Source organism: Pseudomonas sp. C6002 (genome assembly GCF_013385805.1).
Classification (GTDB): domain Bacteria; phylum Pseudomonadota; class Gammaproteobacteria; order Pseudomonadales; family Pseudomonadaceae; genus Aquipseudomonas.
On record NZ_JACAPH010000009.1, the window covers coordinates 382,483 to 408,176 of the forward strand.

A 25,694-nucleotide genomic window follows, 5' to 3' on the forward strand; every position below is an offset into this window, starting at 1 on the left:
AATTCTAAATAATCCCTGAAGGAAACCAGCCAGTGGACCGTTTCAACGCCAGGCGCGTGTTTGTGCGGATTGTCGAGTTGGGCGGCTTTGCCAGGGCGGCCGACAGCCTGCAACTGCCGCGTGCCTCGGTGACCATCCTGATCAAGCAACTGGAGGCGCACCTGGGGGTGCAACTGTTGCAGCGCACCACGCGCCAGGTCAGCCCGACCCTGGACGGCGCCGCTTACTACCAGCGTTGCGTGAGCCTGTTGGCGGACCTTGAGGAAACCGAGGCGGTGTTCTCCACCAGCCGGCGCAACCCGCGCGGCACGTTGCGCATTGATATGCCGTCGGGGATCGGGCGCTTCCTGGTAATTCCGGCAATGCCCGAGTTCACCACGCGTTACCCGCAGATCGATCTGGAAATCGGCCTCAATGACCGCCCGGTGGACCTGATCCGCGAAGGCGTGGATTGCGTGTTGCGCGGCGGCCTGGCGCTGGACGAGTCGCTGGTGGCCCGGCCGCTGGCGATGATGGATCAGGTGACCTGCGCCAGTCCCGGCTACTTGCAGCAGTTCGGCGTGCCATCGACGCTGGATGAGTTGGCCGGCCATCAAGTGGTGGAGTATTTCTCCAGCACCAGCGGCAAACGCTATGGCCTGGAGTTTCAGATCGGCAGCGACATCCGCTTGGTCGACCTGCCCAAGCAAGTGGCGGTCAACAGTGCCGATGGTTACCTGGCGGCCTGTGAGGCGGGTTACGGCCTGGTACAGACGCCGTACTACCACGCCGTTCGCCAGTTGGAAGCGGGCACGCTGGTGGAGGTGCTGGCGCATCAGCCGCCGCCCAGGTTACCGCTGACGGCGCTGTACCCGCCGCATCGCCAGCTGTCGCAACGGGTGCGGGTGTTTGTCGATTGGCTGGTGGAGTTGTGTGCCCGGCCGGGCAATGGGTTGCAGCGTCAACCTTGAGCCTTGCGGTAGGCGCCGGGCTGGAAGCCGGTGACCTTATGGAAGGCCCGGGTAAACGCCGCCACCGATTGATAACCCACGGCGAGGGACACGTCCGCTACGGTCTGGTCCTGCTTGAACAGTTGGCAGGCGTGGCGCACACGCATCATCAGCAGCACTTGCCCCGGCGACTGCCCGCACAGTTCATTGAAGCGCTTGAAGAACGCCGAGCGCGACAGGCCGGTGCAGGCGGCCATGCTTTCCAGGGTCCAGGGCTCGGCCGGGCGTGCGATCAACTGCTCCAGCAGGTTGGCAAATGCCGGTTGCCGAGCCAGCGCCGCCAGGCCGCCGAGGTCGGTGTTGTCCAGCACTTGTTGGCGCAGCACATACAGGAACAGCAGGTGGCAGAGGCGCTCCAGCAGGGCGGGCGAGGGCGCCGGCGTGCGCTCGCATTCCTGCAGGATCAGTTCGAACAGGTTGCGCGCGGCGGTCAGCGATGGATCACCGGCACGCAGGATGATCCAGGCGGGCAGGGTGTCGACAATCATCGCCGACAGCCCGGACTGGAAGTGAAAGAACCCGCACACCAGGCCCACGCCGTCACTGGCCTGGCTGTCCAGTGGCAGCATCGGTTTGCGCGGGCATTCCTGGGCGCCGGTGGCGGTGCCATCGCTGGACAAGCGGTACGCCAGGTCTCGCAGCAGGAAGACTGCATCGCCGTTGTTCAATGGGTAAGGGGTCGAGTCGCCGTCGATGTGCATCCAGCACTGCCCTTGCACCACCAGATGAAAACTCGCGCTTGCCAGGCCATGGGTGCTGGCGTGCCAGTCGCCGCAGTAACGCCCGACGTGAAACAGGCTGGTGTTGAGTTCAAGGCTATCTAATAACCAATCGACGAGTGAACTGGACGAATTCATCTAACGGAAAGACTCTAGAGCAAGTAATCGCTACTTTAGACTATTGAGCGGATTTTTTATAACCAACAGACTTGGTACACGAATCCATGAGGAGACCACTCCATGTCCCGCGTACCGATGCTAACCCTGGAAACCGCTCCTGAGGCGGCCAAGCCCTTTCTGGAAAATGCCCTGAAGGGTTCCGGGTTCATCCCCAATCTGTTGGCGGTGCTGGCCAACGCCCCGGCAGCCCTGGAAACCTACATCACCGTGTCGGGCCTGAACGCCAAGTCTGACCTGAGCCTGGCCGACCGCGAAGTGGTGCAACTGATTGCCGCCACCAACCACGGTTGCGATTTCTGCGTCGCCGGGCACACTGCCGTAGCGCGCAACAAGGCCAAGCTGCCGGAAGACGTGATCGACGCCCTGCGCCAGCGCGGCGAACTGCCCAACAAGCGTTATGAGACACTGGCCGCGTTCACCCGTGAAGTGATCGCCACCCGCGGTGATGTCAGCGACGCCGGCTACACCGCGTTCCGTGAGGCAGGCTACACCGACGGTCATGCCCTTGAGGTTATTCTGGGTGTGAGCCTGGCCACCCTGTGCAACTTCGCCAACGTGTTTGCCCGTACCCCGTTGAATCCGGAACTGGCGCAATACCGTTGGGAAAAACCGGCTAGCTGAAGGCGCGCAAGCGTTCGCGATGGTAAACATGCTGCAACAAGGAGAAACATGAATGCTTGACCCAATCTTGAGCCGCTGGCTCGATGTTCAAGCGCAGGCCCTGGATGTGGGCAGTTGCGATCCGCAGGAAGTGCTGCCACGGCTGGCAGAGGCCAATGTATTACGTATCGGTGTGCCCAAGGACCTCGGTGGCCTGGGCGGCGATGTCACCGGCGCGGTGGAAGCTATCGCCGACGTAGCTAGCCATTCCCTGGCGTCGGCGTTTGTGTGCTGGGGCCAACGCTCGTTTATCGAATACCTGCTGCAAAGCCCGAACCAGCGCCTGCGCGAGCAACTGCTGCCGGACCTGCTGAGCGGCAAGCTGGCCGGGGCGACCGGGCTGTCCAACGCGATGAAGTTTTTGTCTGGCATCGAGTCGCTGCAAATCAGCGCCGAGCCGACCGACGACGGCTGGAACCTCAATGGCCGCCTGCACTGGGTGACCAACCTGCGCAAGAACGGGTTTGTGGTGGCTGCCGCCATCGAGCATGCCCAGGGCGGCGCGCCGTTTATCCTGGCGATCCCGGACTCGGTGTCCGGCCTGCAACGTTCCCGCGACCTGGAACTGCTGGGTCTGCAATCGAGCAATACCGCGGCCCTCGGCTTTGAAGCCGTGGAACTGAGCCGCGACTGGTTGTTGCATGAGGATGCACGCAAGTTCCTGCCGGCCGTGCGCCCGGCGTTTCTGGGCTTGCAATGCGGCATGTCCATCGGCCTGGCGCGGCGCTCGCTGGCGGAGGTGGCCAATCACCTGGGCTCCAGCCGCACCGTATTGCGTGAAGAGCTGGAAGTGTTGCGTACCTCCCTGGAGCAGGCGGTCAACGACCTGAAGAAAGGCCTGCTGGCCGGCCGCTTCGGCACTGAGCCGGTACCGTTGTTCCGCCTGCGCATCGCCCTCGCGGAAATCGCTGCCAGCGCTGTGCAACTGGAGCTGCAAGCCAGCGGCGGCAAGGCCTACCTGACGGCCCACGGCAGCGGTTTTGCCCGGCGCTGGCGCGAGTCGGCATTTGTGCCGATCGTGACCCCGAGCCTGGTGCAGTTGCGCACCGAGTTGAACCGTCAGGCCAATCTATGAGCCAGGCGGTATTGCACGCCCAGGGAATTTGCCTGGGCTATGCGGGCAATTCGGTGCTGGAAGGTTTCGACCTGCAATTGCAGCCCGGCGAAGTGGTGTCGATCCTCGGCCCCAGCGGCGTTGGCAAGTCCAGCCTGCTGCGGGTGCTCGCCGGTTTGCAAGCGCCCCAGGGCGGCAGCATCCGCCTGTTGGGCGAGCCGTTGAATGGCCCGCACCCGCGGGTGGCGGTGGCGTTCCAGGACCCCAGCCTGCTGCCGTGGCTGAGCCTGGAAAAGAACGTCGCCTTCGGCCTGGACTTTGCCCGCCAGCCGCACCTCAGCCCTGAAGAACGTCGCAGCCGGGTCGACCATGCGATCCACGCCGTAGGCCTGGAACACGCCCGCCAGCAATTCCCGGCGGCGCTGTCCGGCGGCATGGCCCAGCGCACGGCGCTGGCGCGTTGCCTGGCACGCCAGCCGCAGGTATTGCTGCTGGACGAGCCCTTCGGTGCCCTGGATGAAGTGACCCGTGCCGACATGCAGCACCTGCTGCTCAAGGTCAATCGCGAGCAAGGTTCGGCGGCGGTGCTGATCACCCACGATATCGACGAAGCGCTGCTGTTGTCCGACCGGATTCTGCTACTGGGTAACCGCCCGGCGCGGACCCTCGGCGAATGGCGCATCGACTTGCCGCAACCGCGGGAAGAACAGGTGGAAGCCATCGGCACCCTGCGCATCGAGATTCTCAAAACCCTACGGCGGGCGAGCCGCACTGACCCCCAACCCCCTGAACTGCTGGAGCCTTGCCATGTGTCTGGATGACCTCACTCACTCGCGCCGTGACTTTCTCAAACTCTCGGCCGTGCTCAGTGCCGCCGGAGCCTTGCCACTGCTGAGCAGCTTGCAGGCCCGGGCGGCCAGTGAGCCGGACGCACCGGTACGTATCGGCTATTTGCCGATCACCGACGCCACGCCGTTGCTGGTGGCCCACAACAATGGCCTGTTCGAGGCCGAAGGCATCAAGGCCGAGCGCCCGGTGCTGCTGCGCAGTTGGGCGCAGGTGATCGAGGCGTTCATTTCCGGGCAGGTCAACGTGATTCACCTGCTGTCGCCGATGACCGTATGGGCGCGGTATGGCAGCAAGGTCCCGGCCAAGGTCGTGGCCTGGAACCATGTGGGTGGCTCGGGCTTGACCGTGTCGCCGGGCATTACCGACGTGAAGCAACTGGGCGGCAAGTCGGTGGCGATTCCGTTCTGGTACTCGATTCACAACGTGGTGGTGCAGCAGTTGTTCCGCGACAATGGCCTGACCCCGGTGGCCCGTGCCGCCGGCAGTGCGATTGCCGCCAACGAGGTCAACCTGATCGTGTTGCCGCCCTCGGACATGCCGCCGGCCCTGGCCAGCAAGCGCATCGACGGCTACATCGTCGCCGAGCCATTCAACGCCCTGGCGGAAAACCTCAACGTGGGCCGTGTACAGCGCTTTACCGGCGATGTGTGGCGCAACCATGCGTGCTGCGTGGTGTTCATGCACGAGCATGACCTGACCAACCGCCCGGAATGGTCGCAGAAGGTGGTGAATGCAATCGTCAAGGCCCAGGTCTGGACCCGCGACAACCGTGAAGAGGCGGTGAAGCTGCTGTCCAAGGACGGCGAGAACCGCTACACCCCGCATGCCGAACCAGTGCTGCGCAAAGTCCTGGCGCCGGCTGCCAGCGACCGTGCGGCTTACCTGGCTGACGGCGCGATCCAGCACGCCAACTGGGACGAGCACCGCATCGACTTCCAGCCGTATCCATTCCCCAGCTACACCGAGGAACTGGTACGCCGCCTGAAAGACACGCTGATCGAGGGCGACAAGAAATTCCTCGCCGACCTGGACCCCGCGTTTGTCGCCAAGGACCTGGTGGACGACCGCTTCGTGCGCAATGCAATCGCGGCGGTGGGCGGTATGAAGACCTTCGGCTTGCCTGAGGGCTTTGAGCGAAACGAGGAGATTGGCGTTTGAACAACGGCAAAACCTTGGGGTTGCCGGGCTGGTTGCTTGGCTTGAGCGGGCTGGCGGGATTGCTGTTGCTCTGGTGGCTGGGGGTGAAGGTCTTTGGCAGCGCGGACGGTTTGTCTGCGCGGTTTTCGCTGTCGGCGACCCTCGCCAGCCTGTGGGAGTTGCTGGGCCGCAGCGAGCTGTACCTGAACATAGCCGTGAGCCTCAAGCGGATCTTCGTCGGGCTGTTCCTGGCATTGCTGATTGGTGTACCGCTGGGCTTGCTGGTGGGCAGTTCGCGCAAGCTGGAGGCGGCAACCACGCCGGCGTTCCAGTTTCTGCGGATGATCTCGCCGCTGTCGTGGATGCCCATCGTGGTGATGTTGATGGGCGTGGGCGACCAGCCGATCTACTTCCTGCTTGCGTTCGCTGCAGTGTGGCCGATTCTGCTGAATACGGCGGCGGGTGTGCGTCAGCTCGATCCGCGCTGGTTGCAACTGAGCAAGAGCCTGAGCGCCACGCGCTGGGAAACCTTGCGCCGGGTGATTATTCCCGGGGTGATGGGGCACGTACTGACCGGCGTGCGCCTGGCCATCGGGATCCTGTGGATCGTGCTGGTGCCGTGCGAGATGCTCGGGGTCAGTGCCGGGCTGGGTTATTACATCCTCGACACTCGCGACCGGCTGGCCTACTCGGAGCTGATGGCGATGGTGCTGCTGATCGGCTTGTTGGGCTTTGCCCTGGATGCGTTTGCGCGCTGGTTGCATCAGCGCTGGGTGCATGGAGGGTGAACACCTCATGCAAAGGCTCGGAGGCTTTCCGGGCCTTTGCGATGTGCTCAGGGTTTCACGTAGATGCGCAGGTCGCCTGGAATATCGTTGGGCTGTAATGGCCGGTTCGGGTCTGGCGCAGGGTTTTTTGCTTTAAGCCCGATGCTGCTGTGGGTCATGTTCCTGTTGTCAAAAACCCCGATGCCGATGCTTTCCGTCAGTTCCGCCAAGCCCGGAACACCTTCGGAGGTGTTCATGTGTGCGCTTCCCACTAACGCGACCCACTTTTCGGTGCCGGAGTTTGCCTGGATGGTTTCCGCAGCGTAGTAGTTGAACTCCTTGAGCCGCTTTTCAGAGTTGACGCCAGTGCGGGTGCGATCACGGGATTTGTCGTGTCTATGTCGCGTCAGGTAATAGTGATCGAGGGGTAAAAGCTCTATTCCATTGTCTTCAAATTTTTTCTTGAGTTGCTCCAGTGTTGGATTCGTGCGGCGAGTGTTGCTGTTTCCGAGCATTCCGATTCCATCATCAACGGGGCCACCGATGTAGTCGATATACCCTTCGAAATAGACTTTTTTGACACCCTGGCTTTTTAGCGTATCGACGTTGTCGAACAGCATTTTAAAGCTGGCCATCTGCGAGTGAGACTCTCCAAACACCACGCCGTTTGATGCTTTCAATGCCTCTGTGATCAGATCGGCTGCGGGGATCGGTACGGGGATATCGGGGATTGTAGGGCGCGGCGGAAGGCCTCCATCCTTGATCGCCTCATAATAGTCCTCCATTTCCACCCGAAACTTATCCAGCGTTGCCTCGCGGGTGTCGAGCTTGAAATGGTCGACTTCGAGCCGTCCTTTCAAACTTTCCACGTATTGGCCCTCCGGTAACGGCTTCCTGATTCGAGGTGGGCGGTTGACAGTGTTTATCGGGTTAAACCGGTGAGTGCTCTTGCTCGAAGAGGCATAGGCGTTGGGGGAGGGCTCCAGCGTATCAGCGCTACTGAACGCTTGCAGGGGGCTGCCGTACGACTGGTGCTTTTGTGCGTCGAAAGCGTACCACTTGCCCTTGATCTGCACCGCGCTGCCCTCGACCGTCTGCTCGCCCATCTGGAATGAGCCGGTAGCGGCTGCGTCATATCGAGTGCCGGCGGCGGCAAGCTCGCTGTTGCTCGCTGTACCCTTGAGCGTTTTCAAGCCCTGGGTGGCTGCGTTTGCGCCGTCGATGGCGAGTTTTCCCGCGCCGACTACCAGGTCGCCAAGTCCGCTCAGCGGATTGAGTTCCGAGAGTGCGGTAACCCCGAAAATCTTGCTCAGCTTGAGGGCTTTGCTGGCCGCGCTGCTGGCAGTGCTCAGGGTTTTTCCGACCTTCGCGGCGACGCCTGCACCTGCCGTGAGAAAGCCGAACGCATCAAATGCCAGGTCGGAGAACCCATCTTTATAGTTGCCATTACTGAAGTTGACGATGGCCGACCTGAGCGGAACAAGGTCGAGAAAAAAGTTGCCGATGGTGCTGGCGACCGTCCTTCTATGCTCATCCGGCGTACTTCCGGCCGCTTGTTGCCTGACGGTTTCCAGATCGAGCCCCTCGACAATTGAATCCGCAAGGTACTCCGCCCGGAAATTCCTGAACAGGTTGGGATTGGATCCCTCGAGCGGGTTCTCTTGCTTTATATAGTCGCGCTTGGCATCGAAGGTGGAGAACTCTTCTATTCGGGTTACTTCGTTGGCGATCTTCTGGTCCTGGCGCGTGATAACTGCGTTGCTGACTTTCCTGATGCTGCCTTTTTCGGTATCGAACTCATAGGTGGACGGCTTGTTCTGGTGTTTTGTGGTGACCAGTATTTTTTTGCTTGTATGGAAGAGGGTTTCTCCCGCGAATGGTGTCCAGCTGACTCTGTAGGATTTTTCTTTGTAGAAGTTCAGCTTTCCTAACCGCAAGTTTTCTTTGTCCTCCGGTGGAAGGTTGGCGAGGGCGTTCAAGATGGAATATTTCTTGACGGTTTTATAGTCGCTTATGGTCTGGCTGATGGCTTTGTCAAAGGTGTCGGGGACTTTAAAGCCGGGGCCATGGGTAAAGGTGGCGAAGGCATCAAGGTCGACGCCATGCGTTCCAGGTTTGAGCTCCCAGTCTGATGCCGTTATTTTCTCGCCTTGCATGGTCAGGTCCAGCATGGAATAAGGGCCGCGAGTGGGGATCGTCTTGTTGGCGGTTTTGTTGGGCTTGAGCAACACCTTCTCTTCAAAGGGGACGCCTTCGCCAAATTTTTCCTTGAGCAGGTCCAGCGCCATCTGCTTGCGGCTGGGCATCGGGGTGTCAAGCAAGCCGGAGGCGTGTTTCAGCTTGCCCAATTGATAGTTGAACACGTCCATGGCGGTATCAATGTCTGGTTTTTCGTAAAGCGTGTCGTCTTTCGCCTCAAGCACCCCATTGACCACGGCCCAGTCCAACAATGCCGCAGTTTGGGCAGCTTCGGGCGCGGGCCCACTTGAGTCGGCGGCGATCATCACTTCGGCAAAACTCATGTTCGCTACGCTGCCAGGGGACCTGGCTTCGATGGCGGCCGCCGCGATGCACAGGTTGGCCCAGGCCAGGCTGCCGTAGACCACGCTGTCGGGAATATCCTTGATCAGCAACTGCGGCGCCGCCCGCATCAACAGCAGATGCGTACCCAGCGAGGCGTTGGCAGGTGAGGTTTTGCCGGTATCACTCAAGTGCTCGCGCAGGCCGGCGACGATCGCCGAGGTGGGTTTGCCCCAATATTGTTTATGTGACAGGTCGAATCCGGCCACTTTGTTGCGATGCGGTTGGGTGATGGATTCCTGATCCAGATCGAGGTTGATGGCTGCCAGTACGTGATCATTCACACTGCTATCAGTCGGAATGCTCTCCAGTTTGGTCTGCAAGGCCTCTCCCAGCGCCTGGCCTCGGGGGGAACGGATGAGGGCTTCCAGCGTTTTGGCCGGATCGCTCGAGGCGTCGCTGGAGAGCGGCAGGTTACCGTTCAGAAACTCCAGGAGCCCCCGCTGCTGGCTTGCTTGCTGAACATCCGGAGCGCCAGCGGCATGTTCTCTGGCGGCGGTGAGCAGTTCGTTCTGCTGAGGTGTGCTCAAGGGCAGGGGCCAGGACAAGGCGCCGCCCAGATTTCCCCATGGATGGGGGTGGGAACGTGTCAGCGATGTGCGCGCCAGGGTCAGCAGCTCATCATGGGTGGTTGGCTCGGGCAGGCCCATAGCCTTGAGAAAGTTTGCAAGACTCACGGCGTTAGCACTATTTGGGGGGTAAGAAGAGTTGGGCGCGAGGTCCATCAGCGTGCTTCCCAGCGCAGATCGCACCACCAGAAACGGCGCGTTCGGTCCTGCCAACGTGGCGACATGAGTGAGCTGCTGCGCCAGTGCCTGCCAGTTTTTTCGGTCAGCCAGCGCGGTCTCCAAGGCTTTCGGGCCATTGGGGGGCGGTGTGTCAGCCGCGGGGTCCGGAATGTCCGTTGCGCTTTGCAATATTTCATCGGGGTATGACGGTATATCGGGGAGTGGTATCGGAGGAGGGGGCGGTGGTGGGTATGCAGTGGAGGAAGGAACCGAGTTGCTGACTATCATCGTGAACACCTTTAGGCACGCTCATTCAGGAATGCGCCTTTCAGGAAAACCTCCCTGCTTCCTGGACGCTCTTGCTGAGTGTCGGAAGCAGGGGGAATGGCTCCGCCTGTAAAGTGTTCAAGATGTCAGAAAATGTACGGATGACCGATCAGCGATGGTAATACCCCGGTCCGCCTTCGCTGTAGCGATGGTCATGCCAACCGCCGCCGCCGTGGGGGAAAATAATGCAGCCGCTCATGCTCAACATGATCAGCAAGGGAATCAGCAGTGTGATTCGACGAAGCATTTCAAAATCCTCTAGGGGGCTCTCAGGTTCAATCAGGCGTTGGGCAAGCCAAAGTTTTTCATCGCCTGTAACATGAGACCCCGCCGACCCCAATCCATCCCCGCTAACAGGTATGTGCTTGGTGTGGTAGTCGATACAAAGTGGACACAATTTTTTAGCTTCAGGAACCCGTCATGACCCAAAAGCAACGTTTGAAATACTCGATTCTGATCTCCCTGCTGGTGCTGGGGACGATGTTTGGCCTGTCCTACTTGCAGAACAACGGGGTCATCAGCGAAAAGACGTTCCAGTACATCGCGATTGCGGTAGCGGTAACCGTGGTGGTGATCAACGGTGTGATGCGTCGCAAGGTCAAGCCTAACCTTTGAGTCAGGCCCGGCCTTCCAGGACTTTGGCAGCCTGCTCGTGCAGGCTGTAGCTCTTGTCGGCGTTCAGGGTGATCACGCCTTCGGTGCACAGGCGCTTGAGCACCTCGCGCACACTGAGAAACGACAACGGGATGCCCAGCTCCAGCAAATGGCTGTGCACGCCGCGCACGCCGAGGGTGCGCTGGTTGTCGGCGGCGGTCAGCAGGGCGTCGATGACCTTCAGCCGGATCAGGCTGGTGCGCAGGCCAAAGCATTTGAGCAAATGACGAATACGCTGGTTGCCATGTTCCGGCGCCTTGCCGAACGCCTGGTTGCCGGTGGCAAAACCTCCGTCATGCATGGGTGAGTGTCCTTCCGTGGGCAGTTGCGAGTTGTACATGCAGAAACTCCTTATCAGAGCCTGATCAGGAAAATGATGGCGCTCTTAGTTAATAAGACGTACGAGCTGCACAAATCATGAAGCGGGGGATGTAGAAATTTTGTCGGTAACATCCTGGAGACATACCGACCTGTCCGAATAAACGCCTGCGGCTGCTAAAATTATTCCCGGTATTTACGTCTTAACTGAGGTGTTGGCGAAGCTGTCCCTCGTCGCGGTGTTTAATTTGGCTGTGGAGTCTGCGTGATTATTTCCAACGGGTTGTTCAGGATGTGTGTGGCAGGGGCGTTGCTGGGGCTGAGTCTTTCGGCCACGGCGCGGGTGCAGGAGCAACAGGCCACCGCCGAGATCCGTCGCACCAGCTTTGGTGTCCCGCATATCCGGGCCAACGATGAGCGTGGGCTGGGGTTCGGCATCGGTTATGCCTATGCCCAGGACAACCTGTGCCTGCTGGCCAATGAGGTGGTAACGGTCAATGGCGAGCGTGCCAGGTACTTTGGTCCCGAGCAGGCGACCCTGGAAGGGCGTAACAACCTTGCCAACGACGTGTTCTTCACCTGGCTGAACACCCCCCAGGCCGTTGCGGCATTCTGGAAGGCCCAGCCCCCGGCGATGCAGCAGCGCATTGAAGGGTATGTTGCCGGTTACAACCACTACCTCAAGGAGCGCACTGCCCAGGGTTTGCCGGCGCAGTGCCAGGCGGCCTGGGTACGGCCGATCACGGCCGAAGATCTGGTCAAGCTGACCCGCCGGCTGCTGGTGGAAGGTGGCGTCGGGCAATTTGCCGAGGCCCTGGTGGGGGCCACGCCGCCCAACACCGTCGCCCAGGTGGACAGCAAGGCGTTTGAGGTCGCGGCGGCCAACCAGCAACGTTTCGCCCTGGACCGTGGCAGCAACGCGGTGGCGGTGGGGCGTGACCGTTCGTTCAACGGCCGCGGCATGCTGCTGGCCAACCCGCATTTTCCGTGGGTGGGCGGCATGCGTTTCTACGAGATGCACCTGACCATCCCCGGCCAGCTGGATGTGATGGGCGCTGCGTTGCCGGGCCTGCCGGTGATCAATATCGGCTTCAACCAGCACGTTGCGTGGACGCACACCGTTGATACGTCCAAGCACTTCACCCTGTATCGCCTGACTCTGGACCCCAAGGACCCGACTCGCTATTTGCTGGACGGCAAGTCCGTGCCCATGGATAAAACCACGATCAAGGTAGCGGTAAAAACTGCCGACGGCGGTACCCGGGAACAGTCCCGCACGGTCTACAGCTCGCAGTTCGGCCCCATCGTGCAATGGCCGGGCAAACTCGACTGGGACGCCAAATATGCCTTCAGCCTGCGGGATGCCAACCTGGGCAACGACCGTGTGCTGCAACAGTGGTACGCGATGAACCGCGCGGCGAACCTCAAGGAACTGCAAACCTCGGTACACACCCTGCAAGGTATCCCGTGGGTCAACACGGTGGCAGCGGATGACCAGGGTCAAAGCCTGTACATGAACCTGTCGGTGGTGCCGAACGTCAGCGCGAAAAAGCTCGCACAGTGCAGTGACCCACGGGTCGGGCTGCAATTCATCATGCTCGACGGCTCTCGCAGCGCCTGCGCCTGGGACGTGGACCCGCGTGCCGCCCAGACCGGGATCTTCCCCGCCGAGCAACTGCCGCAACTGGAGCGCACCGACTACGTGCAGCACTCCAATGACTCGGCCTGGCTGGTCAACCCCAAGGCACCCTTGACCGGGTTCTCGCCCGTTATCAGCCAGGACAAGATCGGCTTGGGCCCGCGTGCGCGCTTTGCCTTGCAACGCTTGCAGGAGCTCGACAAGCAACCGATCAAGGTCGCCGACCTGCAGAATATGGTCATGGACAACCAGGTGTATCTTGCCAGCCAGGTGATGCCGGACTTGCTGAAGTTCTGCGCGGGTGCCGATGCCAGCGTGAAATCGGTGTGCGACAGCCTGAAAAACTGGGACCAGCGCGCCAACCTCGACAGCGGCCTGGGCCTGGTGCACTTCATCAACCTGGCGGAGCAACTGGCGCAAGCGCCGGACGCGTGGAAGGTGGGTTTCGATCCGGCACAACCCCTGACCACACCACGTGGGCTGGCGGTCGATCGGGCAAACGTGGCCAAGGCGCTGCATGAAGCGATGCTCGCGTCAGCCGCCGACGTGGCCAAGCGCGGGCTGACGGCGGACAGCCGCTGGGGTGATATTCAGGTCTCGGGCCAGACACCGATCCACGGCGGCCCGCAAGAGCTGGGCGTTTATAACGCCATGCAAAGCGTGCCTCGGGCCGATGGCAAGCGCGAGGTAGTCAGCGGCAGCAGTTACCTGCAGATCGTGACGTTCGACGAGAAGGGGCCCAATGCCGAAGGTGTGCTGGCATTCTCCTTGTCCAGCGACCCCGCGTCGAAATACTTCAAGGACCAGACCCAGGCGTTTTCCGAGAAAAAACTCAGCCCGCTGCCGTTTACCGAACAGCAGATCAAGGCGGACCCGCAGTATCAATTGCAGGTTATCCGTGACAAGGAAGAAGCCGGGCGGTAGGGTAGCCCACCAGGAATGCCTGCCCCTTGAGAGAATATTTTTTGAAATCAAGGGGTTGCAAGCCCTGGCAAATGAGTACATAATTGCGCCCATCGAACGCACTGAAGCATTAAAAACTTCAATGTTTTCAATGAGATAGAGTAGAGGCAAGCTTCACATAGCCCACTCAAGTTTGTATGCGGTGAATGTCGGTTGTAGGGCATTGATCGTTTGAGGCCGAGTAGCAAAATGGTTATGCAGCGGATTGCAAATCCGCCTACGCCGGTTCGATTCCGACCTCGGCCTCCACTCTTAAAAACCCCGTAGATTAACGTCTACGGGGTTTTTTATTGAGCTCGAAAAAAGAGCCGCCCCCCGGATCTTTTCCATTTTGTCGTTTAGCGATAGCTCCAACGCAGGCATCAATCTTCTTTGCGGTCTTCGGCCGGAGTTCATGAATTGACCCCGGCGATTCCTTCCACGATTACGGTACTAGCGCCCTGGCTCCCCAGCCAATCTCAGTCAGACGCTGTTCCTGAACCTTCTTTCTGAGGCATGTGAATACCCTTGTGCCCATAAAAAGGAGTGTGCGGATGGGTTCTTACTGGAGTGAGGTTGCTGACAGGCCTTCGCGCTTCATCAGCTTCAGCTCCCGACGAATCTACTGGGTAGTACATGGCTCGATGTGGAGTCGGAGCCACTCGGTGCAGAATCAGTCGCCCTCATTCAATCTCGCGGCCTGAGCCGCGGCCGAAACCTCCTCAAGGGCGAATCTTCAGTGTTCCGCACCTCCTCATTTTGAAACGCCAAAATGTAGCCAAATGTACCGGACGGTAAATGTTTCGAAATGTGAAAAAAATGTCCGACATAACTTGGTAATTGAGTTAGATTCCTATTAGCATTCTCGAAATGTTAACGCGCTTGACCCACTCGTCGTAGGAATCCTCGTTTTGAAACATCACTTTTCTGCCAGTCTGTTGCTTGCTGGCGCTTGCAGCGCTGCGTCCCTCGTTCACGCCACCGAAGACTTGACGTTGCCGACTACCCAGATCGAAGCGAGTAGTGAACCTATTGACGGTCCAACCGTGGGCTACAAAAGCAACCCGTCGTCCAGCACTACCCGTCTGGGCTTGACGGACAAGGAAACCCCGCAGGCCGTGACCACCATCACTCGGCAAGCCCTGGATGACTTCAAGATTACGGGCATCAAGGATGCGCTGCGTGCTGCGCCCTCGGTGACCGTGGAGCAAACCGAAACCGATCGTACGGAATTCACCTCGCGCGGCTTCGATATCAACAATTTCCAATACGATGGCGTGGGCATGCCCTTCGTGGGAACCGTATTGGTCGGTGATCAGGACTTGGCCGAGTTCGAGCAGATCGACATCCTGCATGGCGCCAATGGTTTGATGAGCGGGGCTGGCAACCCGTCGGCCACGGTCAATTTCGTACGCAAACGTCCGACCGAGACCTTCCAGGCGCAAATCGATACCAGCGTCAGCTCATGGGATGGCCGTCGTGTGGACGTGGACGTTTCCGGGCCGTTGACGGATACCGGCAACGTACGCGGCCGCTTCATTTACTCCCACGACAAGGGCAACTCGTGGATGGATCGATACAGCCATGAGCGCAACGTCGCTGCCGGGTTGTTGGCGTTCGATGTGTCCGATGCCGACACCGTAACCGTGGGTTTCTCCCAGCACGACAGCAATTCAAACGGCAGCACCTGGGGTAACTTGCCGTTGGTGGATAACGATGGCAACGCCATTCACTATGGCAGCCGCAGCTCCAGCATCGGCCAGCCGTGGACCTATTGGAACCTGCGTACCCAGCGCACATTCGCTGAGCTCAAGCATGATTTTGGCAACGGCTGGAACGCTACGGTCACCGCTACGGGCATCACCGAAAAGCAAGACACCAACATGATGTATGTCGCCGGGGTCAGCGGTGATGACGCCTCAGTGTTTGCCGCCAATACCACCAGCGAGGCTCATCAGTTGCTGGGCGAGGCCAAGGTCTCCGGCCCGTTCAGCCTGTTTGGCCGAGAGCATGAGTTGACCCTCGGTGCCGCCTATGGCCGCACCCATCAGAAGGCCCGGGAATACGATGCGGCTGCAGATGGCTACTACGACGTTTCATTCTCGGATGTGCTGGCGGGCAATCTGGCGCATCCGTCGTTCCTGTTTACCAGCGACGCCAATACGCAGAATTTCACGGACACTCAGAAAAGCGTGTACGCCGGTGCCCGATTCAGTCTGGCCGATGATCTTCACTGGATCGCCGGCGCGCGGATGATCAGCCTGGACGCTTCCGGCGACAGCTATGGTTCCGACTACTACACCCGCGCACATGGCAAGGTGACGCCTTACACCGGCCTGGTCTACGACCTGGACAAGCAGTGGAGCGTGTATGGCAGCTGGACGAAAATCTACAGCGCTCAGTACAACCTGGGCAGGGACGGCAAACTGCTTGCTCCGCTTGAAGGCAAAAGCATGGAAGCCGGTGTGAAGGGCAGCTTGCTGGATGACCGCCTCAACGTCACCGCCGCGGCGTTCAAGACCGAACAGCAGAATGTCGCGGAGTATGTCGGCCTGGTGGGTGGCCGGTCCGTTTACGACCCCATGGATTACAAGAGTCACGGAGTAGAGCTGCAAGCCTCTGGCGAAGCGCTACCCGGCCTGGACGTGCTCGCCGGGTATACCTACGTGCGCATCGACAACGACGATGGCGACAAGGCCCGTAAGTATGTGCCAACTCATAGCGTGCGCGGCATGCTCACCTATCGCTTGCCAAGTTTGCCCCAAGCCAAGATCGGTACACGGGTAAGCTGGCAGAGTGCAGTGGAAAACGACACGAACAGTGCCATCCACCAGAACGCCTACGCGTTGCTCGATTTCATGGCCAGCTATGACATCGACAGCAACTGGAGCACGTCGCTGAACCTGAACAACGTCACCGATCGCAAATACCTGCTATCGCTGTACAACAGCGCCACGACCGCCAGCTACGGCGCCCCGCGTAACCTGGTAGCTTCCGTTACCTGGAAATACTGATACCGCCTGGGGGCTCGCTGTGCCCCGTGACGCGCGGCGAGCCTGGCGCTTTAAGGAAAAACACCGAGCATGACTGCACGCACCTTGCGTATCTGGTTTCTGGTCCACAAATGGACCAGCCTGATCGCTACCGTTTTCCTGTTGTTGCTGTGCCTGACGGGGCTGCCACTGATCTTTCATGAAGAGATTGAGCACTACTTCGAGCCGCCGCCGCCCCTGCGCCCGCTGACCGCCGATACACCACCAATCGACTACGACACCGTCATTGCCAGTGCATTGGTGGCGCAGCCGGGGGAGGTCGTGCGTTTTGTCGGTTTCGATCCGGAAAGTCCGCTCGGTACGGTGTACACGGCAACGAGCATTATGCCGCCACCGATCGAGGGGCATTCGCAGTCGTTCGATACACGCACTGGCGAGTTATTTCCTGCGGTGCCGCCAGACGAAGGGTTCATGAACCTGATGTTGCGCCTGCATACCGATTTATTCATGGGGTTGCCCGGTTATCTGTTCCTCGGTTTCATGGGGCTGCTGTTGGTCGCGGCGCTGGTGTCCGGCGTGGTGGTGTACACACCGTTCATGCGCAAGCTGGACTTCGCCACCGTGCGCAACGGGCGCAGTTCACGCTTGAAGTGGCTGGACCTGCATAACGTGCTCGGCATCGTCACCCTCGCCTGGGTGTTGGTGGTGGGGCTGACAGGCGTGATCAATACGCTGGCATTGCCCATTTTCGACTTTTGGCAGAGTGACCAGTTGGCGCAGATGACCGCGCCCTACAAGGATGCGCCGCCGCTGGAGCGCCTCGGGTCGTTGCAAAAAGCGCTGGATACCGCGCGTAAGGCGGCGCCAGGCATGGAGCCCAGCTTCATCGCCTTTCCCGGTACTCAGTTCAGCAGCCAGCACCATTACGCAGTGTTCATGCGCGGCACCACGCCGCTCACTGCGCGATTGCTCAAGCCGGCCCTGGTGGATGCGAGTACCGGCGAGCTGACCGACATGCGTGAGATGCCGTTGTACGTGAAAACCTTGCTGGTTTCGCAGCCGCTGCATTTTGGTGATTACGGTGGTGTGCCGCTGAAGATCATCTGGACGCTGCTCGATCTCATCAGCATCGTCATCCTCGGCAGTGGGCTCTACCTGTGGCTGAGCCGTCGCAAGGTACCGTTGCAAAAACGCTTGGATGAATTGCATGCCAACGGGCCGGAAATGGGGGGCCGATCATGAGGCGCGGACTGTGGATGATCTTTCGCTGGCCGCTGTTGCTCTTTGTTCTAAGCCTGTTCGGATTGCTCTCGGCGCTGATTGGTGACGGCGTCTATGACCTGCTTTCATGGCTCAGCCTGGGGGTGCCGTTGGGGCTGGTCGGGGTGGTTTGGCTGCGTTTGCGTTCAGCCAAACGATGATTGGCGCGATCCTCAGCGCCGTCATCAACAGCGTCAGCTTCCACTCGGTTGCAGGTCGATTTTCTCCCAGCGGCAACTCACCCACGGAGTTCGCCAGGGCATTGGGCATGCTCAGCGCCGCGACGAAGTCGTGAATGCCGCTGTACTGGGAAAGTCTTCCGCACATGGCCAAGCCCTCAACCTGAAACCTGAGCTTAGACAATGGTTTTCGGGTGAGACATCAGTTCGTTCAGCACACTGCGCAGCCTCTCGGCCTCGCGCGTGCTGAGTCGATCTGAAGTGGTGAGGTTGGCGATCTGCTTCCTCATCGCTGCAGCTTCGGCACCGCGCAGCCTGAGGTATCCGGCAAACTCTTCGTTCTTTGCCTGTGCTTCTGTCAGCATCGCGACTAGGCCGAAGATATCCGCCCGGGCCTTGCGCAGTTGCAGGTTCAGTTCCTGGATCTCGTTCTCGAGCAGCCGGGCATGTTGTTTGTGCATTTCGAGAGGCGTGGGGATGCCAAGCCACCCGCAGGTGTCTTCGTCGATATTCATAGGAGGTATTTCGAGTGCTGTATGTGTATACAGTATTCGAGATTGGGTGAAGTGGAATGCTTGAGGCGACGAACTGCAGGGTTACCCGACGATCAGTCGGGCGCGGGCCTCCCACTCTTTACTATTTACCGGCGGTGATACGCGCCATGAACTGACGCGTCAGGCTGGCGATCTGCTCGGTTTTTTCATCGAGCGCGAAATGCCCCGCGTCCAGAATATGAACCTCGGCCCCCGGCACATCATCCTTGTAGCGCATGGCTCCCGGCACAATGAACGACGGGTCGTATTTTCCCCACATGACCAACATCGGCGGTTGGTTGTCTTTCAACCATTGCTGCCATTTTGGGTAAGAGGCCACGTTGTTCTGGTAGTCCAGCAACAACGCCGACTGTATCGCCCGCTGGCCCGGACGGGATAAGGCGGCAAACTCGTCCTCCCAGGCATCAGGGTTGTAACGCTCGGGATGAGGGCTGGTGCCCAGATGGCGCTGCTTCGTGCCCTCGTACCCCGTGAACCCATCGACTTGTTCGGGATGTTCGGCGGGAGCCTTCCAGTACTTGGCGATGTTCGCCCACTTGGCACCCAGGCCTTCGTCATAGGCATTGGCGTTCTGGATGATGATGCCGTGCAGTTTTTGCGGCGCGTTGAGGATCATCCGAAAGCCTACCGGGCCGCCGTAGTCCTGCATAAACAGGGTGTATTCATGGATTTGCAATTGCGTGAGCAGCTTGCTCATGGTGTCGGCCAGATGGTCAAACGTGTAGGTGTAGGTCGCGGCCGAGGGCGCGTCGCTTCTGCCGAACCCGGGGTAGTCGGGGGCGATCACGTGATACCGGTCAGCAAGCAGCGGGATCAGCGAATCCCACATGCGCGAGGACGAAGGGTAGCCATGGAGCAGCACCAGGGGCGGCGCGTCCCTGGGGCCGGCCTCGCGATAGAAAACCCTCACGCCGTCCACACTGGACCAATGATAGTCAGTGGACTCGGTGGTATAGGGGACGGACGGCACCGGTTCGCTGGCGTGTGCCGGTGCGGTCATCGAAAGAGTGGTCATAAGTGCTCCCAGCGTGCAAAAGGTGGCGATGTTCATTGAGGCCCTGAGCTCTGATTTGCGCATTTCCCGGTGAAATGCAGCTGCGATCAGAGTGAACGCATCCGGGAACTCACACCATTGGCCCAATGACCATTTTTCATTAGAATCGGGCCAATCTCGATCAGGCCCGCCCTATGAAAAAAAGTGTGAAAGTTGCAGTCATCGCCTTTAACGGCATCAGCCCCTTTCACCTTTCTGTGCCGTGCCTCGTATTTGGTAAAGATCGCCGAGTGGGGGATTCGCCCTGGTTTGAATTGGTGGTCTGCGCGGGCGAAGAGGGGGCGCTGGTTACCAACGCCGGTTTCGCGATCCACTGTGACCATGGTTTGGACCAGGTTACAGGAGCTGACATCGTCATCATTCCCAGCTGGCGGGACGTCACCGAAAGGCCGCCGAGCGCACTCCTCGAAACGCTTCAGGCAGCCCATGAACGGGGCGCGCTGGTGGTCGGCCTGTGCCTGGGGGCGTTCGTGCTTGCCCATGCGGGCCTGCTGTGCGACAAGCGGGCTACCACGCACTGGGCGTGGGCGGCGCATCTGGCGCGAGATTTCCCACGCATTGAAGTGGACCCCAAAGTGCTCTATGTCGAGGCGCAGCAAATCCTGACCTCTGCAGGCGTGGCCGCGGGGCTCGATTGCTGTATTCATATCGTCAGGCGGATCTACGGGCGGGGGGTTGCCAACGCGTTGGCGCGTCAACTGCTGGTTTCCCCCCATCGCGACGGAGGCCAGGCCCAGTTCATCAGCCAGCCTGTTCCTCAAGGCGCAAGCGACCAGCGTCTCGGCCAGTTGCTGGACTGGCTTCGGGCAAACCTGGAACAACCGTTGTCAATCGATCAAGTGGCGACGAGGCTGGCGATGAGTCGACGCAGTTTCACCCGGCACTTCAAGCAACTGACCGGCTCGACGTTTGGAAAGTGGCTCACGAATGAGCGAATCAAGGCCGTCCAATTGCAACTTGAAACAACCGACCACAGCGTCGAGACGATCGCTGATGCCTGCGGGTTTGGTACAAGCCTGTCTTTGCGTCAGCACTTTTTGTCGATCGTGGGCGTGAGCCCCACAACCTACCGGAAGTCTTATCATCGATAGGGAGGTACCTGTAATTTCCGGTTCCGATACCCGTTCGCTGACGTGCAGCGACGGAGCGAAAACTGGCCAGTGACTCCTGCGGGTACAAGGCCGAAAAGCTCTCCAGGCAACCGCCTGCAAGTGAAAGCGATTTGGCCTCGGGCTGGCAGTTTCCTCCTGACTGACTAACCTTCTACGCAACGGCCATCCTTGTACAAGTGTCAAGGGTCCACCTCAGGGAACTGAGCCGGCGCGCTGGGTTGGCAAGTCATAAGGAGAGCTTCATGAATGGACTTATCTCAAGAGTCTTACTGGCGTTGACGACACTGGCCTGGGTGTCCGGCTCCCAGGCCGCGACCACCGTCACCGGTCAAATCAGTGCGTCGCTGATATTGATCAATAGTTGCCTGGTCAACGGCGTAGGAGGCACCACAGGCTTGAATTTCGGTGCGTTGAACTTTGGTACCGCCAACACCCTGTATACAGAGGCTGATGGGCAAGTGCTGGGCGGCGGCGGGGCGCCTTTGTCTATTCAATGCTCGGCGGGTACTTCGCCGGTATTGACCATCACGTCCGGCGCCAATGATGGCAAATCCACCGGTGGAACGCGTGCCCTGGCAGACGGTGCCGGCCACTTTGCGCCCTATGACATCTACACCGACGCCGCCCACACGCAAATTCTTGCCAACAACGGCACTATCAATCTCACGGCCAGCACCGGGGTTGCGCAAACCGTGAATATTTACGGTAAATCCCCAGGCAAGGTGGGTTTGCCGGCCGGCACTTATACCGACACGATTGCGGTCACGCTGACGTTTTGAATATGAGGTATATCGCTTGCGGCAATCTTCGGATGCCAAGGGAAATGATTTATTTGCTGTTCCATTTTGAACTCCGTCTTCCATTTTTGAGCGGGAGACGGCATAGATTTATTGATTTTTAAATTGATCTCTACCTGTATCGCATTCACACCCCTAAAGACATCTACGGGATGACAGGAGTTGGATGATCAGGTGCATGCATCATGTTAATATCGCCACCCCTCGTGACCGAGGGGCCTCTGGCGGGCAGGCTGGTCGAGAGAAAATCCACTTGTTTCCTGAGATTTATAGCTTGATGTGCCATTTTTAACGTCCATGGCATGATTTCATGGGCGTTAATCAGCCGATATTCATTTTTCCATTTAAAGCTGCGCTTGCTATGGCAGCAGTTCAGAAACTATACGCCTCAAAAGGAAGAGTCATGGCCGTACCACGCATTATTTTCCCAATAGCCATTGCTGTTGTCGTGCTCGGAGCCGGCACGCTGATCTATCAGGGCCTCAACGGCACAAGCAGCTCGCTGAGCTGCGCAGATGATTTCTCGCAAGCCACGGTTATCGAGGGTGTTAAAGGTACAGTTGCCGGCGACACCACACTAGCCACCAGCCAGGCTGGTGAGTCTGGACATATTCCTTTTGCCAAGCCTTACCATTCGGTCTGGTGCAAATGGACTTCGCCAGAAGATGCAAGCTTCACATTTGATACCACAGGCTCAAAATTCGACACCGTGCTTGCCGTTTATAAAAGCACGAGCCTGAATTCGATGCCGGTGGCCGGCACGAACAATAACCAGTCGGAAAATGATGTAACCAGTGCTGTGACTTTTTCAGCCAAGAAGGGTGAAACCTATTCGATTGCCGTCGATGGGTTTGAAGGTGCTTACGGTAAGTACATCCTCAACTGGGCCAAGAAATAAGCGAACATGGCAGCTGTCGGCGGCCATTGGCTAAGGTGAAGGGGGACGACAATCCTCCACACCAGAAAACCCCGTAGATTAACGTCTACGGGGTTTTTTATTGTCTGCCGGTAAGTACGATGGGCGAAAAAACCGCAATCGCGGGCCTTCTCGCAGGGCAGCCCGACTTACTTGAACAAGCCGCCAATTGCGTTGATCGCATCCGCAGCCTTGTTCACGTTTTGCTGGCGCTGAGGGTTAGTGTCCACTTGTGCCTGGGTGTTGTAGGTGCTGTTGCTGCAGCTCTTGTTGGTTTGTGTCAGTGCTGCCTGGAACGCGGTCGCGCGCAAGGTATCGCCCTTGGCATTGGCCGCATTGATATTGGTCTGCAGGTCGCGGATCTGTTGCTGGCAGGAGGCACTGTTGGCGTTGACGGTGTTGTTGCTGTTGCCGGCCCCCCCCAATGCCGATGACAGGGCACCGGTGAGGGCAGACAGGTCGGCGGCGTGGGCGGGCAAAGTGAACAGGCTGAACAGGGCGGCGGCTGGGGCGATTTTGGAAAGACGCATGGCAAACCTCAATGTTTTATTGCCTGCGCATCTCCGGGGGCCCGAGCAGGCGCAGAACAATATCCGTATAGAGGTGAGCGCTCGGGTGGGGCGAAATATATTTGGTCAAATTTTGACCTTCAACCGTGAAACTCCATAAATGTGAGTTGTTTCACGTTGTTTGTCTGGCATTGACGACGTATCAAGGTGAGGGCACGAGCCCGAGTGATGCGCGATGCAAGCTGAAACGCCTGGGTGCTTCACTTGGCGCAACAAACACCCGATAGCTTCACCAGCAGTGTCAGCGCGACGATTGCCCAGCCAAAGTTGAGTGCGACAAACATCCATTCCGGCGGATTTGTACCCAGTAAAATCGTCGAGGTAACCGTCAAGAAAACCATCAAAAGACCAATTGGGAGCCAGAACCAGAGGTGTTTCTGGCGCTGGCACACCTCTATGTGCAGCGGGCTATCTTCATGGAGCGTCATGTGTTTTCGGCCTCGGTAACCTGCTGCTTCCCTGCCGATGTTCAGCTCAAGAGCGCTATCCTGAGCAATGAGTCCAGGTGATGCAAGGTGCATTCGCCGTTAGTGTCAATATGAATGGACTCCGGTCCTGCGTATAAGCGTATGGTGGATGTTAAACACGGTTTGAGGTACCCACCATGGACGACAAGCTCGGCGCCCGCCTGAAAGAAGAACGCAAGGTCCTTGGGCTTTCCCAGCAGGAGTTTGGTGCGATTGGCGGTGTCGCCGCCAATGCCCAGGTGCATTACGAAAGTGGAGTGCGGCTGCCCAAGTCCGATTACCTGATTGCCCTTCGGCGCAAGGGGGTAGACGTGATTTACGTGCTGACGGGGGAGAGGGCGGCGATCAACCAGGACGACCTGAGTGAAAAGGAGACATCGATTATCAACCAATACCGCACGCTGGACTGCCTGGATCAGGAGGCGATTGCGCAAATCACTTCGTCGCTGTCCGCTGATTAATGGCACAGGGCAAGGAACCGCTTGGTGTATAGCTGGCAGTGCATGTGCGCTATTACTGTTTGTTGAATGCCCGGGCCTGATGAAGTGTATGCCCGTATCTCCCGGTAGCTGTACGGGGCGAATACCGACGCAACGTTCTACTGTCTTGGCCACAGTACTTCGTTCGGATGTTGCCCATGTTCATGTCTTCAAGCCTGTTGTCAGCCTTTGCGCTGTTCGCCTTTGTCTCCTCGATTACGCCCGGCCCCAATAACACCATGTTGCTGGCGTCCGGGGTGAACTTCGGTTTTATTCGCTCGATTCCCCATGCACTGGGCATCAGCATCGGCTTCATGTTGTTGGTGATCGCCGTGGGCTTGGGCCTGGGAGAAGTGTTCAAGGCGCTACCGTGGGCCTACACCGTATTGCGTTATGTGGGGGCGGCGTATTTGCTGTACCTCGCCTGGAAGATTGCAACCTCCAGTGCGATGTCCGATGACACCGATGACAAGCGCAAACCCATGACGTTTCTCGGCGCGGCGGCCTTCCAGTGGGTCAACCCCAAGGCCTGGGTCATGGCGCTGGGCGCGATCACCACCTACACGCCTGCCGAGGGTTATGTCACCAACGTGCTGTTGATTGCTGCGGTGTTTGCCTTGGTAAACCTGCCCAGCGTTTGCGTATGGGCCGGCTGTGGCAGCGGCTTGCGCAATGTACTGCGCGAGCCACGCTGGTTGCGGGTGTTCAACTGGTCGATGGCGGGGCTGTTGGTGCTGTCGTTGTATCCGATGTTTTTTGCCGGCTGACACGCCCTCTGACCTCCAGCGGGTTGCGTCAGCAGGCCATGGATCCTAGACCGGTGAGATGGTGGCCAGCAGACCAATTGCGATGGTCAGCGCAAGAAAACCGAACAGGAAAAATGCCATCTTAGCCATAAGGCCTCCGAAATGAACGGGCCGGCAGGACGGTTCCTGCCGGGCTCCACGGGCGTGTCGGGAGTGGGAGTATTGTCAGGGCAGGGCGGTTTTCGATACAGGGGCAGATGCAGAAGAAAAAAGCGTATCAGATGGGCCGGGGCGCCGCAGGAGCAGGAAAGCCGGGGATGATCATTTTGGGGTATCAGGGAATAAACAGCGGCTCAGTAACGTGTGGGCGGGACTGCTGAAGGAACTAACCTTTTGCGTGGAGTATCGTATCCACGATTTTCGTGGGAGGTTGAAGGCGAACTGCGTCGTGCGTGGCTATTCTCAAGCGGCGCTGGGAGGGTTCCTTGAAGTGATTTCATCGGGGCGAGTAGGCAAATGGGCAAGACATTGGCTGCGCTGTCGTTTTTGATGACCCTGGTTTGGGTTTCAGTGGTTATTGCGGTAATGACTTATTTTTCCTGATGCACGTGGGGCACGGGTGCGGCACCTGGTGAAGCGGTCGGTATCGCCATTGCCCACTCCCGCCTGCAAAATCTGTAGATGACTGATCTGGCGAGCTTTTTTGTTTGCCAGGGCGCCGCTTGATTGTTTGAAAAAGCCCGCACCCGACCTTGCATCGAGGGGGCTGGATCTATATATTCCCTAGCCTGCTGCAACGCTCAAGGGCTTTTAACGCTGCTTGGCCTGCTGCATAGCGCTACCGCCCGAATGGCGAAACTGGTAGACGCATGGGACTTAAAATCCCCCGCTCGTAAGGGCGTGCCGGTTCGATTCCGGCTTCGGGCACCATCTAAAACCAAGGGTTTGCGGGCGAAAGCTGATGCAAGCCCTTGTTTGTTTCCGGTCGGCAATTGTTCAACAGGTCCGCAATCCACTTCGTTTGC

General features: G+C 58.9%; 24 protein-coding genes, 2 tRNA genes and 1 pseudogene. 18 read left to right on the forward strand and 9 right to left on the reverse strand.

Annotated features, from left to right (window positions below):
- The first annotated feature begins 32 nt into the window (after positions 1 to 32).
- Complete coding sequence (locus HX817_RS05505) at positions 33 to 950, forward strand: LysR family transcriptional regulator (protein ID WP_177039922.1); 918 nt, start codon at positions 33 to 35, stop codon at positions 948 to 950.
- Here HX817_RS05505 and HX817_RS05510 read toward each other — a convergent pair.
- On the reverse strand, positions 941 to 1,846 hold the full coding sequence (locus tag HX817_RS05510; RefSeq protein WP_087692364.1) for an AraC family transcriptional regulator: 906 nt from the start codon (positions 1,844 to 1,846) through the stop codon (positions 941 to 943). The two genes, HX817_RS05505 and HX817_RS05510, sit on opposite strands and share 10 nt — an antisense overlap.
- Positions 1,847 to 1,948: 102 nt before the next feature.
- Between HX817_RS05510 and HX817_RS05515 the strand changes: the two genes are divergently transcribed.
- From HX817_RS05515 to HX817_RS05535, 5 genes are read left to right on the forward strand one after another with little or no spacing between them, the layout of a single operon-like run.
- Positions 1,949 to 2,509 (forward strand): carboxymuconolactone decarboxylase family protein, encoded by a 561-nt coding sequence (locus HX817_RS05515; protein WP_177039923.1) that lies wholly within the window; start codon positions 1,949 to 1,951, stop codon positions 2,507 to 2,509.
- Between the two features lie 52 nt (positions 2,510 to 2,561).
- On the forward strand, positions 2,562 to 3,623 hold the full coding sequence (locus tag HX817_RS05520; RefSeq protein ID WP_003207563.1) for an acyl-CoA dehydrogenase family protein: 1,062 nt from the start codon (positions 2,562 to 2,564) through the stop codon (positions 3,621 to 3,623).
- The gene (locus tag HX817_RS05525) at positions 3,620 to 4,423 is read left to right on the forward strand and encodes an ABC transporter ATP-binding protein (RefSeq protein ID WP_003207565.1); all 804 of its coding nucleotides are present in this window, start codon (positions 3,620 to 3,622) and stop codon (positions 4,421 to 4,423) included. Before HX817_RS05520 ends, HX817_RS05525 begins: the two co-directional genes overlap by 4 nt.
- A complete protein-coding gene (locus HX817_RS05530; RefSeq protein WP_010171568.1) occupies positions 4,410 to 5,609 on the forward strand; it encodes an ABC transporter substrate-binding protein in 1,200 nt (399 codons plus the stop codon). Before HX817_RS05525 ends, HX817_RS05530 begins: the two co-directional genes overlap by 14 nt.
- A 14-nt stretch (positions 5,610 to 5,623) precedes the next feature.
- Positions 5,624 to 6,376, forward strand: coding sequence for an ABC transporter permease (locus HX817_RS05535; protein ID WP_172834573.1), 753 nt, complete (start codon positions 5,624 to 5,626; stop codon positions 6,374 to 6,376).
- Between the two features lie 47 nt (positions 6,377 to 6,423).
- Here the strand turns inward: HX817_RS05535 and HX817_RS05540 are convergent, their stop codons facing one another.
- Positions 6,424 to 9,786, reverse strand: coding sequence for a membrane-targeted effector domain-containing toxin (locus tag HX817_RS05540; RefSeq protein WP_256348656.1), 3,363 nt, complete (start codon positions 9,784 to 9,786; stop codon positions 6,424 to 6,426).
- Positions 9,787 to 10,099: 313 nt separating this feature from the next.
- On the reverse strand, positions 10,100 to 10,237 hold the full coding sequence (locus HX817_RS05545) for a hypothetical protein (RefSeq protein WP_003207572.1): 138 nt from the start codon (positions 10,235 to 10,237) through the stop codon (positions 10,100 to 10,102).
- A 173-nt stretch (positions 10,238 to 10,410) separates the two neighbouring features.
- Here HX817_RS05545 and HX817_RS05550 point away from each other — a divergent pair, with 173 nt between their 5' ends.
- A complete protein-coding gene (locus HX817_RS05550; RefSeq protein WP_003207574.1) occupies positions 10,411 to 10,605 on the forward strand; it encodes a hypothetical protein in 195 nt (64 codons plus the stop codon).
- A gap of 1 nt (position 10,606) precedes the next feature.
- On the opposite strand, the gene HX817_RS05555 is transcribed toward HX817_RS05550, so the two are convergent.
- Positions 10,607 to 10,984, reverse strand: coding sequence for a hypothetical protein (locus HX817_RS05555; protein ID WP_032899365.1), 378 nt, complete (start codon positions 10,982 to 10,984; stop codon positions 10,607 to 10,609).
- 243 nt (positions 10,985 to 11,227) lie between these two features.
- Here HX817_RS05555 and HX817_RS05560 point away from each other — a divergent pair, with 243 nt between their 5' ends.
- The 5 genes from HX817_RS05560 (at position 11,228) to HX817_RS05580 (ending at position 17,957) form a co-directional block, all read left to right on the forward strand.
- Positions 11,228 to 13,525, forward strand: coding sequence for an acylase (locus HX817_RS05560; RefSeq protein ID WP_177039925.1), 2,298 nt, complete (start codon positions 11,228 to 11,230; stop codon positions 13,523 to 13,525).
- A 214-nt stretch (positions 13,526 to 13,739) separates the two neighbouring features.
- Positions 13,740 to 13,813 (forward strand) — tRNA-Cys (locus tag HX817_RS05565).
- Between the two features lie 641 nt (positions 13,814 to 14,454).
- Positions 14,455 to 16,557, forward strand: a complete 2,103-nt coding sequence (locus HX817_RS05570; RefSeq protein ID WP_256344366.1) for a TonB-dependent siderophore receptor — start codon at positions 14,455 to 14,457, stop codon at positions 16,555 to 16,557.
- 69 nt (positions 16,558 to 16,626) lie between these two features.
- The gene (locus HX817_RS05575; RefSeq protein ID WP_177035493.1) at positions 16,627 to 17,778 is read left to right on the forward strand and encodes a PepSY domain-containing protein; all 1,152 of its coding nucleotides are present in this window, start codon (positions 16,627 to 16,629) and stop codon (positions 17,776 to 17,778) included.
- On the forward strand, positions 17,775 to 17,957 hold the full coding sequence (locus HX817_RS05580; RefSeq protein WP_023658797.1) for a hypothetical protein: 183 nt from the start codon (positions 17,775 to 17,777) through the stop codon (positions 17,955 to 17,957). The genes HX817_RS05575 and HX817_RS05580 overlap by 4 nt, the downstream gene beginning before the upstream one ends.
- A gap of 25 nt (positions 17,958 to 17,982) precedes the next feature.
- Here the strand turns inward: HX817_RS05580 and HX817_RS31275 are convergent.
- From HX817_RS31275 to HX817_RS05590, 3 genes and pseudogenes are all read right to left on the reverse strand, one after another.
- Positions 17,983 to 18,123, reverse strand: a pseudogene (locus tag HX817_RS31275) (DUF159 family protein); the annotation flags it as partial.
- Positions 18,124 to 18,151: 28 nt separating this feature from the next.
- The gene (locus tag HX817_RS05585) at positions 18,152 to 18,490 is read right to left on the reverse strand and encodes a hypothetical protein (protein ID WP_008435088.1); all 339 of its coding nucleotides are present in this window, start codon (positions 18,488 to 18,490) and stop codon (positions 18,152 to 18,154) included.
- A gap of 121 nt (positions 18,491 to 18,611) precedes the next feature.
- On the reverse strand, positions 18,612 to 19,544 hold the full coding sequence (locus HX817_RS05590) for an alpha/beta fold hydrolase (protein WP_256348657.1): 933 nt from the start codon (positions 19,542 to 19,544) through the stop codon (positions 18,612 to 18,614).
- Between the two features lie 173 nt (positions 19,545 to 19,717).
- On the opposite strand from HX817_RS05590, the gene HX817_RS05595 reads away from it, so the two are divergent.
- From HX817_RS05595 to HX817_RS05605, 3 genes are all read left to right on the forward strand, one after another.
- Complete coding sequence (locus tag HX817_RS05595) at positions 19,718 to 20,674, forward strand: GlxA family transcriptional regulator (RefSeq protein WP_177039926.1); 957 nt, start codon at positions 19,718 to 19,720, stop codon at positions 20,672 to 20,674.
- Positions 20,675 to 20,937: 263 nt separating this feature from the next.
- Positions 20,938 to 21,474, forward strand: coding sequence for a spore coat protein U domain-containing protein (locus HX817_RS05600; protein WP_177008548.1), 537 nt, complete (start codon positions 20,938 to 20,940; stop codon positions 21,472 to 21,474).
- Between the two features lie 328 nt (positions 21,475 to 21,802).
- Positions 21,803 to 22,390: a hypothetical protein gene (locus HX817_RS05605; protein WP_177020016.1), complete on the forward strand. Its 588-nt coding sequence runs from the start codon at positions 21,803 to 21,805 to the stop codon at positions 22,388 to 22,390.
- Between the two features lie 167 nt (positions 22,391 to 22,557).
- Here the strand turns inward: HX817_RS05605 and HX817_RS05610 are convergent, their stop codons facing one another.
- Together HX817_RS05610 and HX817_RS05615 are read right to left on the reverse strand one after the other, a co-directional pair.
- Positions 22,558 to 22,938 (reverse strand): DUF1090 family protein, encoded by a 381-nt coding sequence (locus tag HX817_RS05610; protein ID WP_177039927.1) that lies wholly within the window; start codon positions 22,936 to 22,938, stop codon positions 22,558 to 22,560.
- A gap of 239 nt (positions 22,939 to 23,177) precedes the next feature.
- Positions 23,178 to 23,405 carry a hypothetical protein gene (locus HX817_RS05615; protein WP_256348658.1) on the reverse strand — a complete coding sequence of 76 codons (228 nt, stop codon included), beginning with the start codon at positions 23,403 to 23,405 and terminating at the stop codon, positions 23,178 to 23,180.
- A 176-nt stretch (positions 23,406 to 23,581) separates the two neighbouring features.
- On the opposite strand from HX817_RS05615, the gene HX817_RS05620 reads away from it, so the two are divergent.
- From HX817_RS05620 to HX817_RS05630, 3 genes are all read left to right on the forward strand, one after another.
- Positions 23,582 to 23,905, forward strand: a complete 324-nt coding sequence (locus tag HX817_RS05620) for a helix-turn-helix domain-containing protein (RefSeq protein WP_177028201.1) — start codon at positions 23,582 to 23,584, stop codon at positions 23,903 to 23,905.
- Between the two features lie 176 nt (positions 23,906 to 24,081).
- Positions 24,082 to 24,690: a LysE family translocator gene (locus tag HX817_RS05625; protein ID WP_177039929.1), complete on the forward strand. Its 609-nt coding sequence runs from the start codon at positions 24,082 to 24,084 to the stop codon at positions 24,688 to 24,690.
- An 822-nt stretch (positions 24,691 to 25,512) separates the two neighbouring features.
- Positions 25,513 to 25,599: transfer RNA gene (locus HX817_RS05630), tRNA-Leu, on the forward strand.
- Positions 25,600 to 25,694 lie beyond the last annotated feature (95 nt).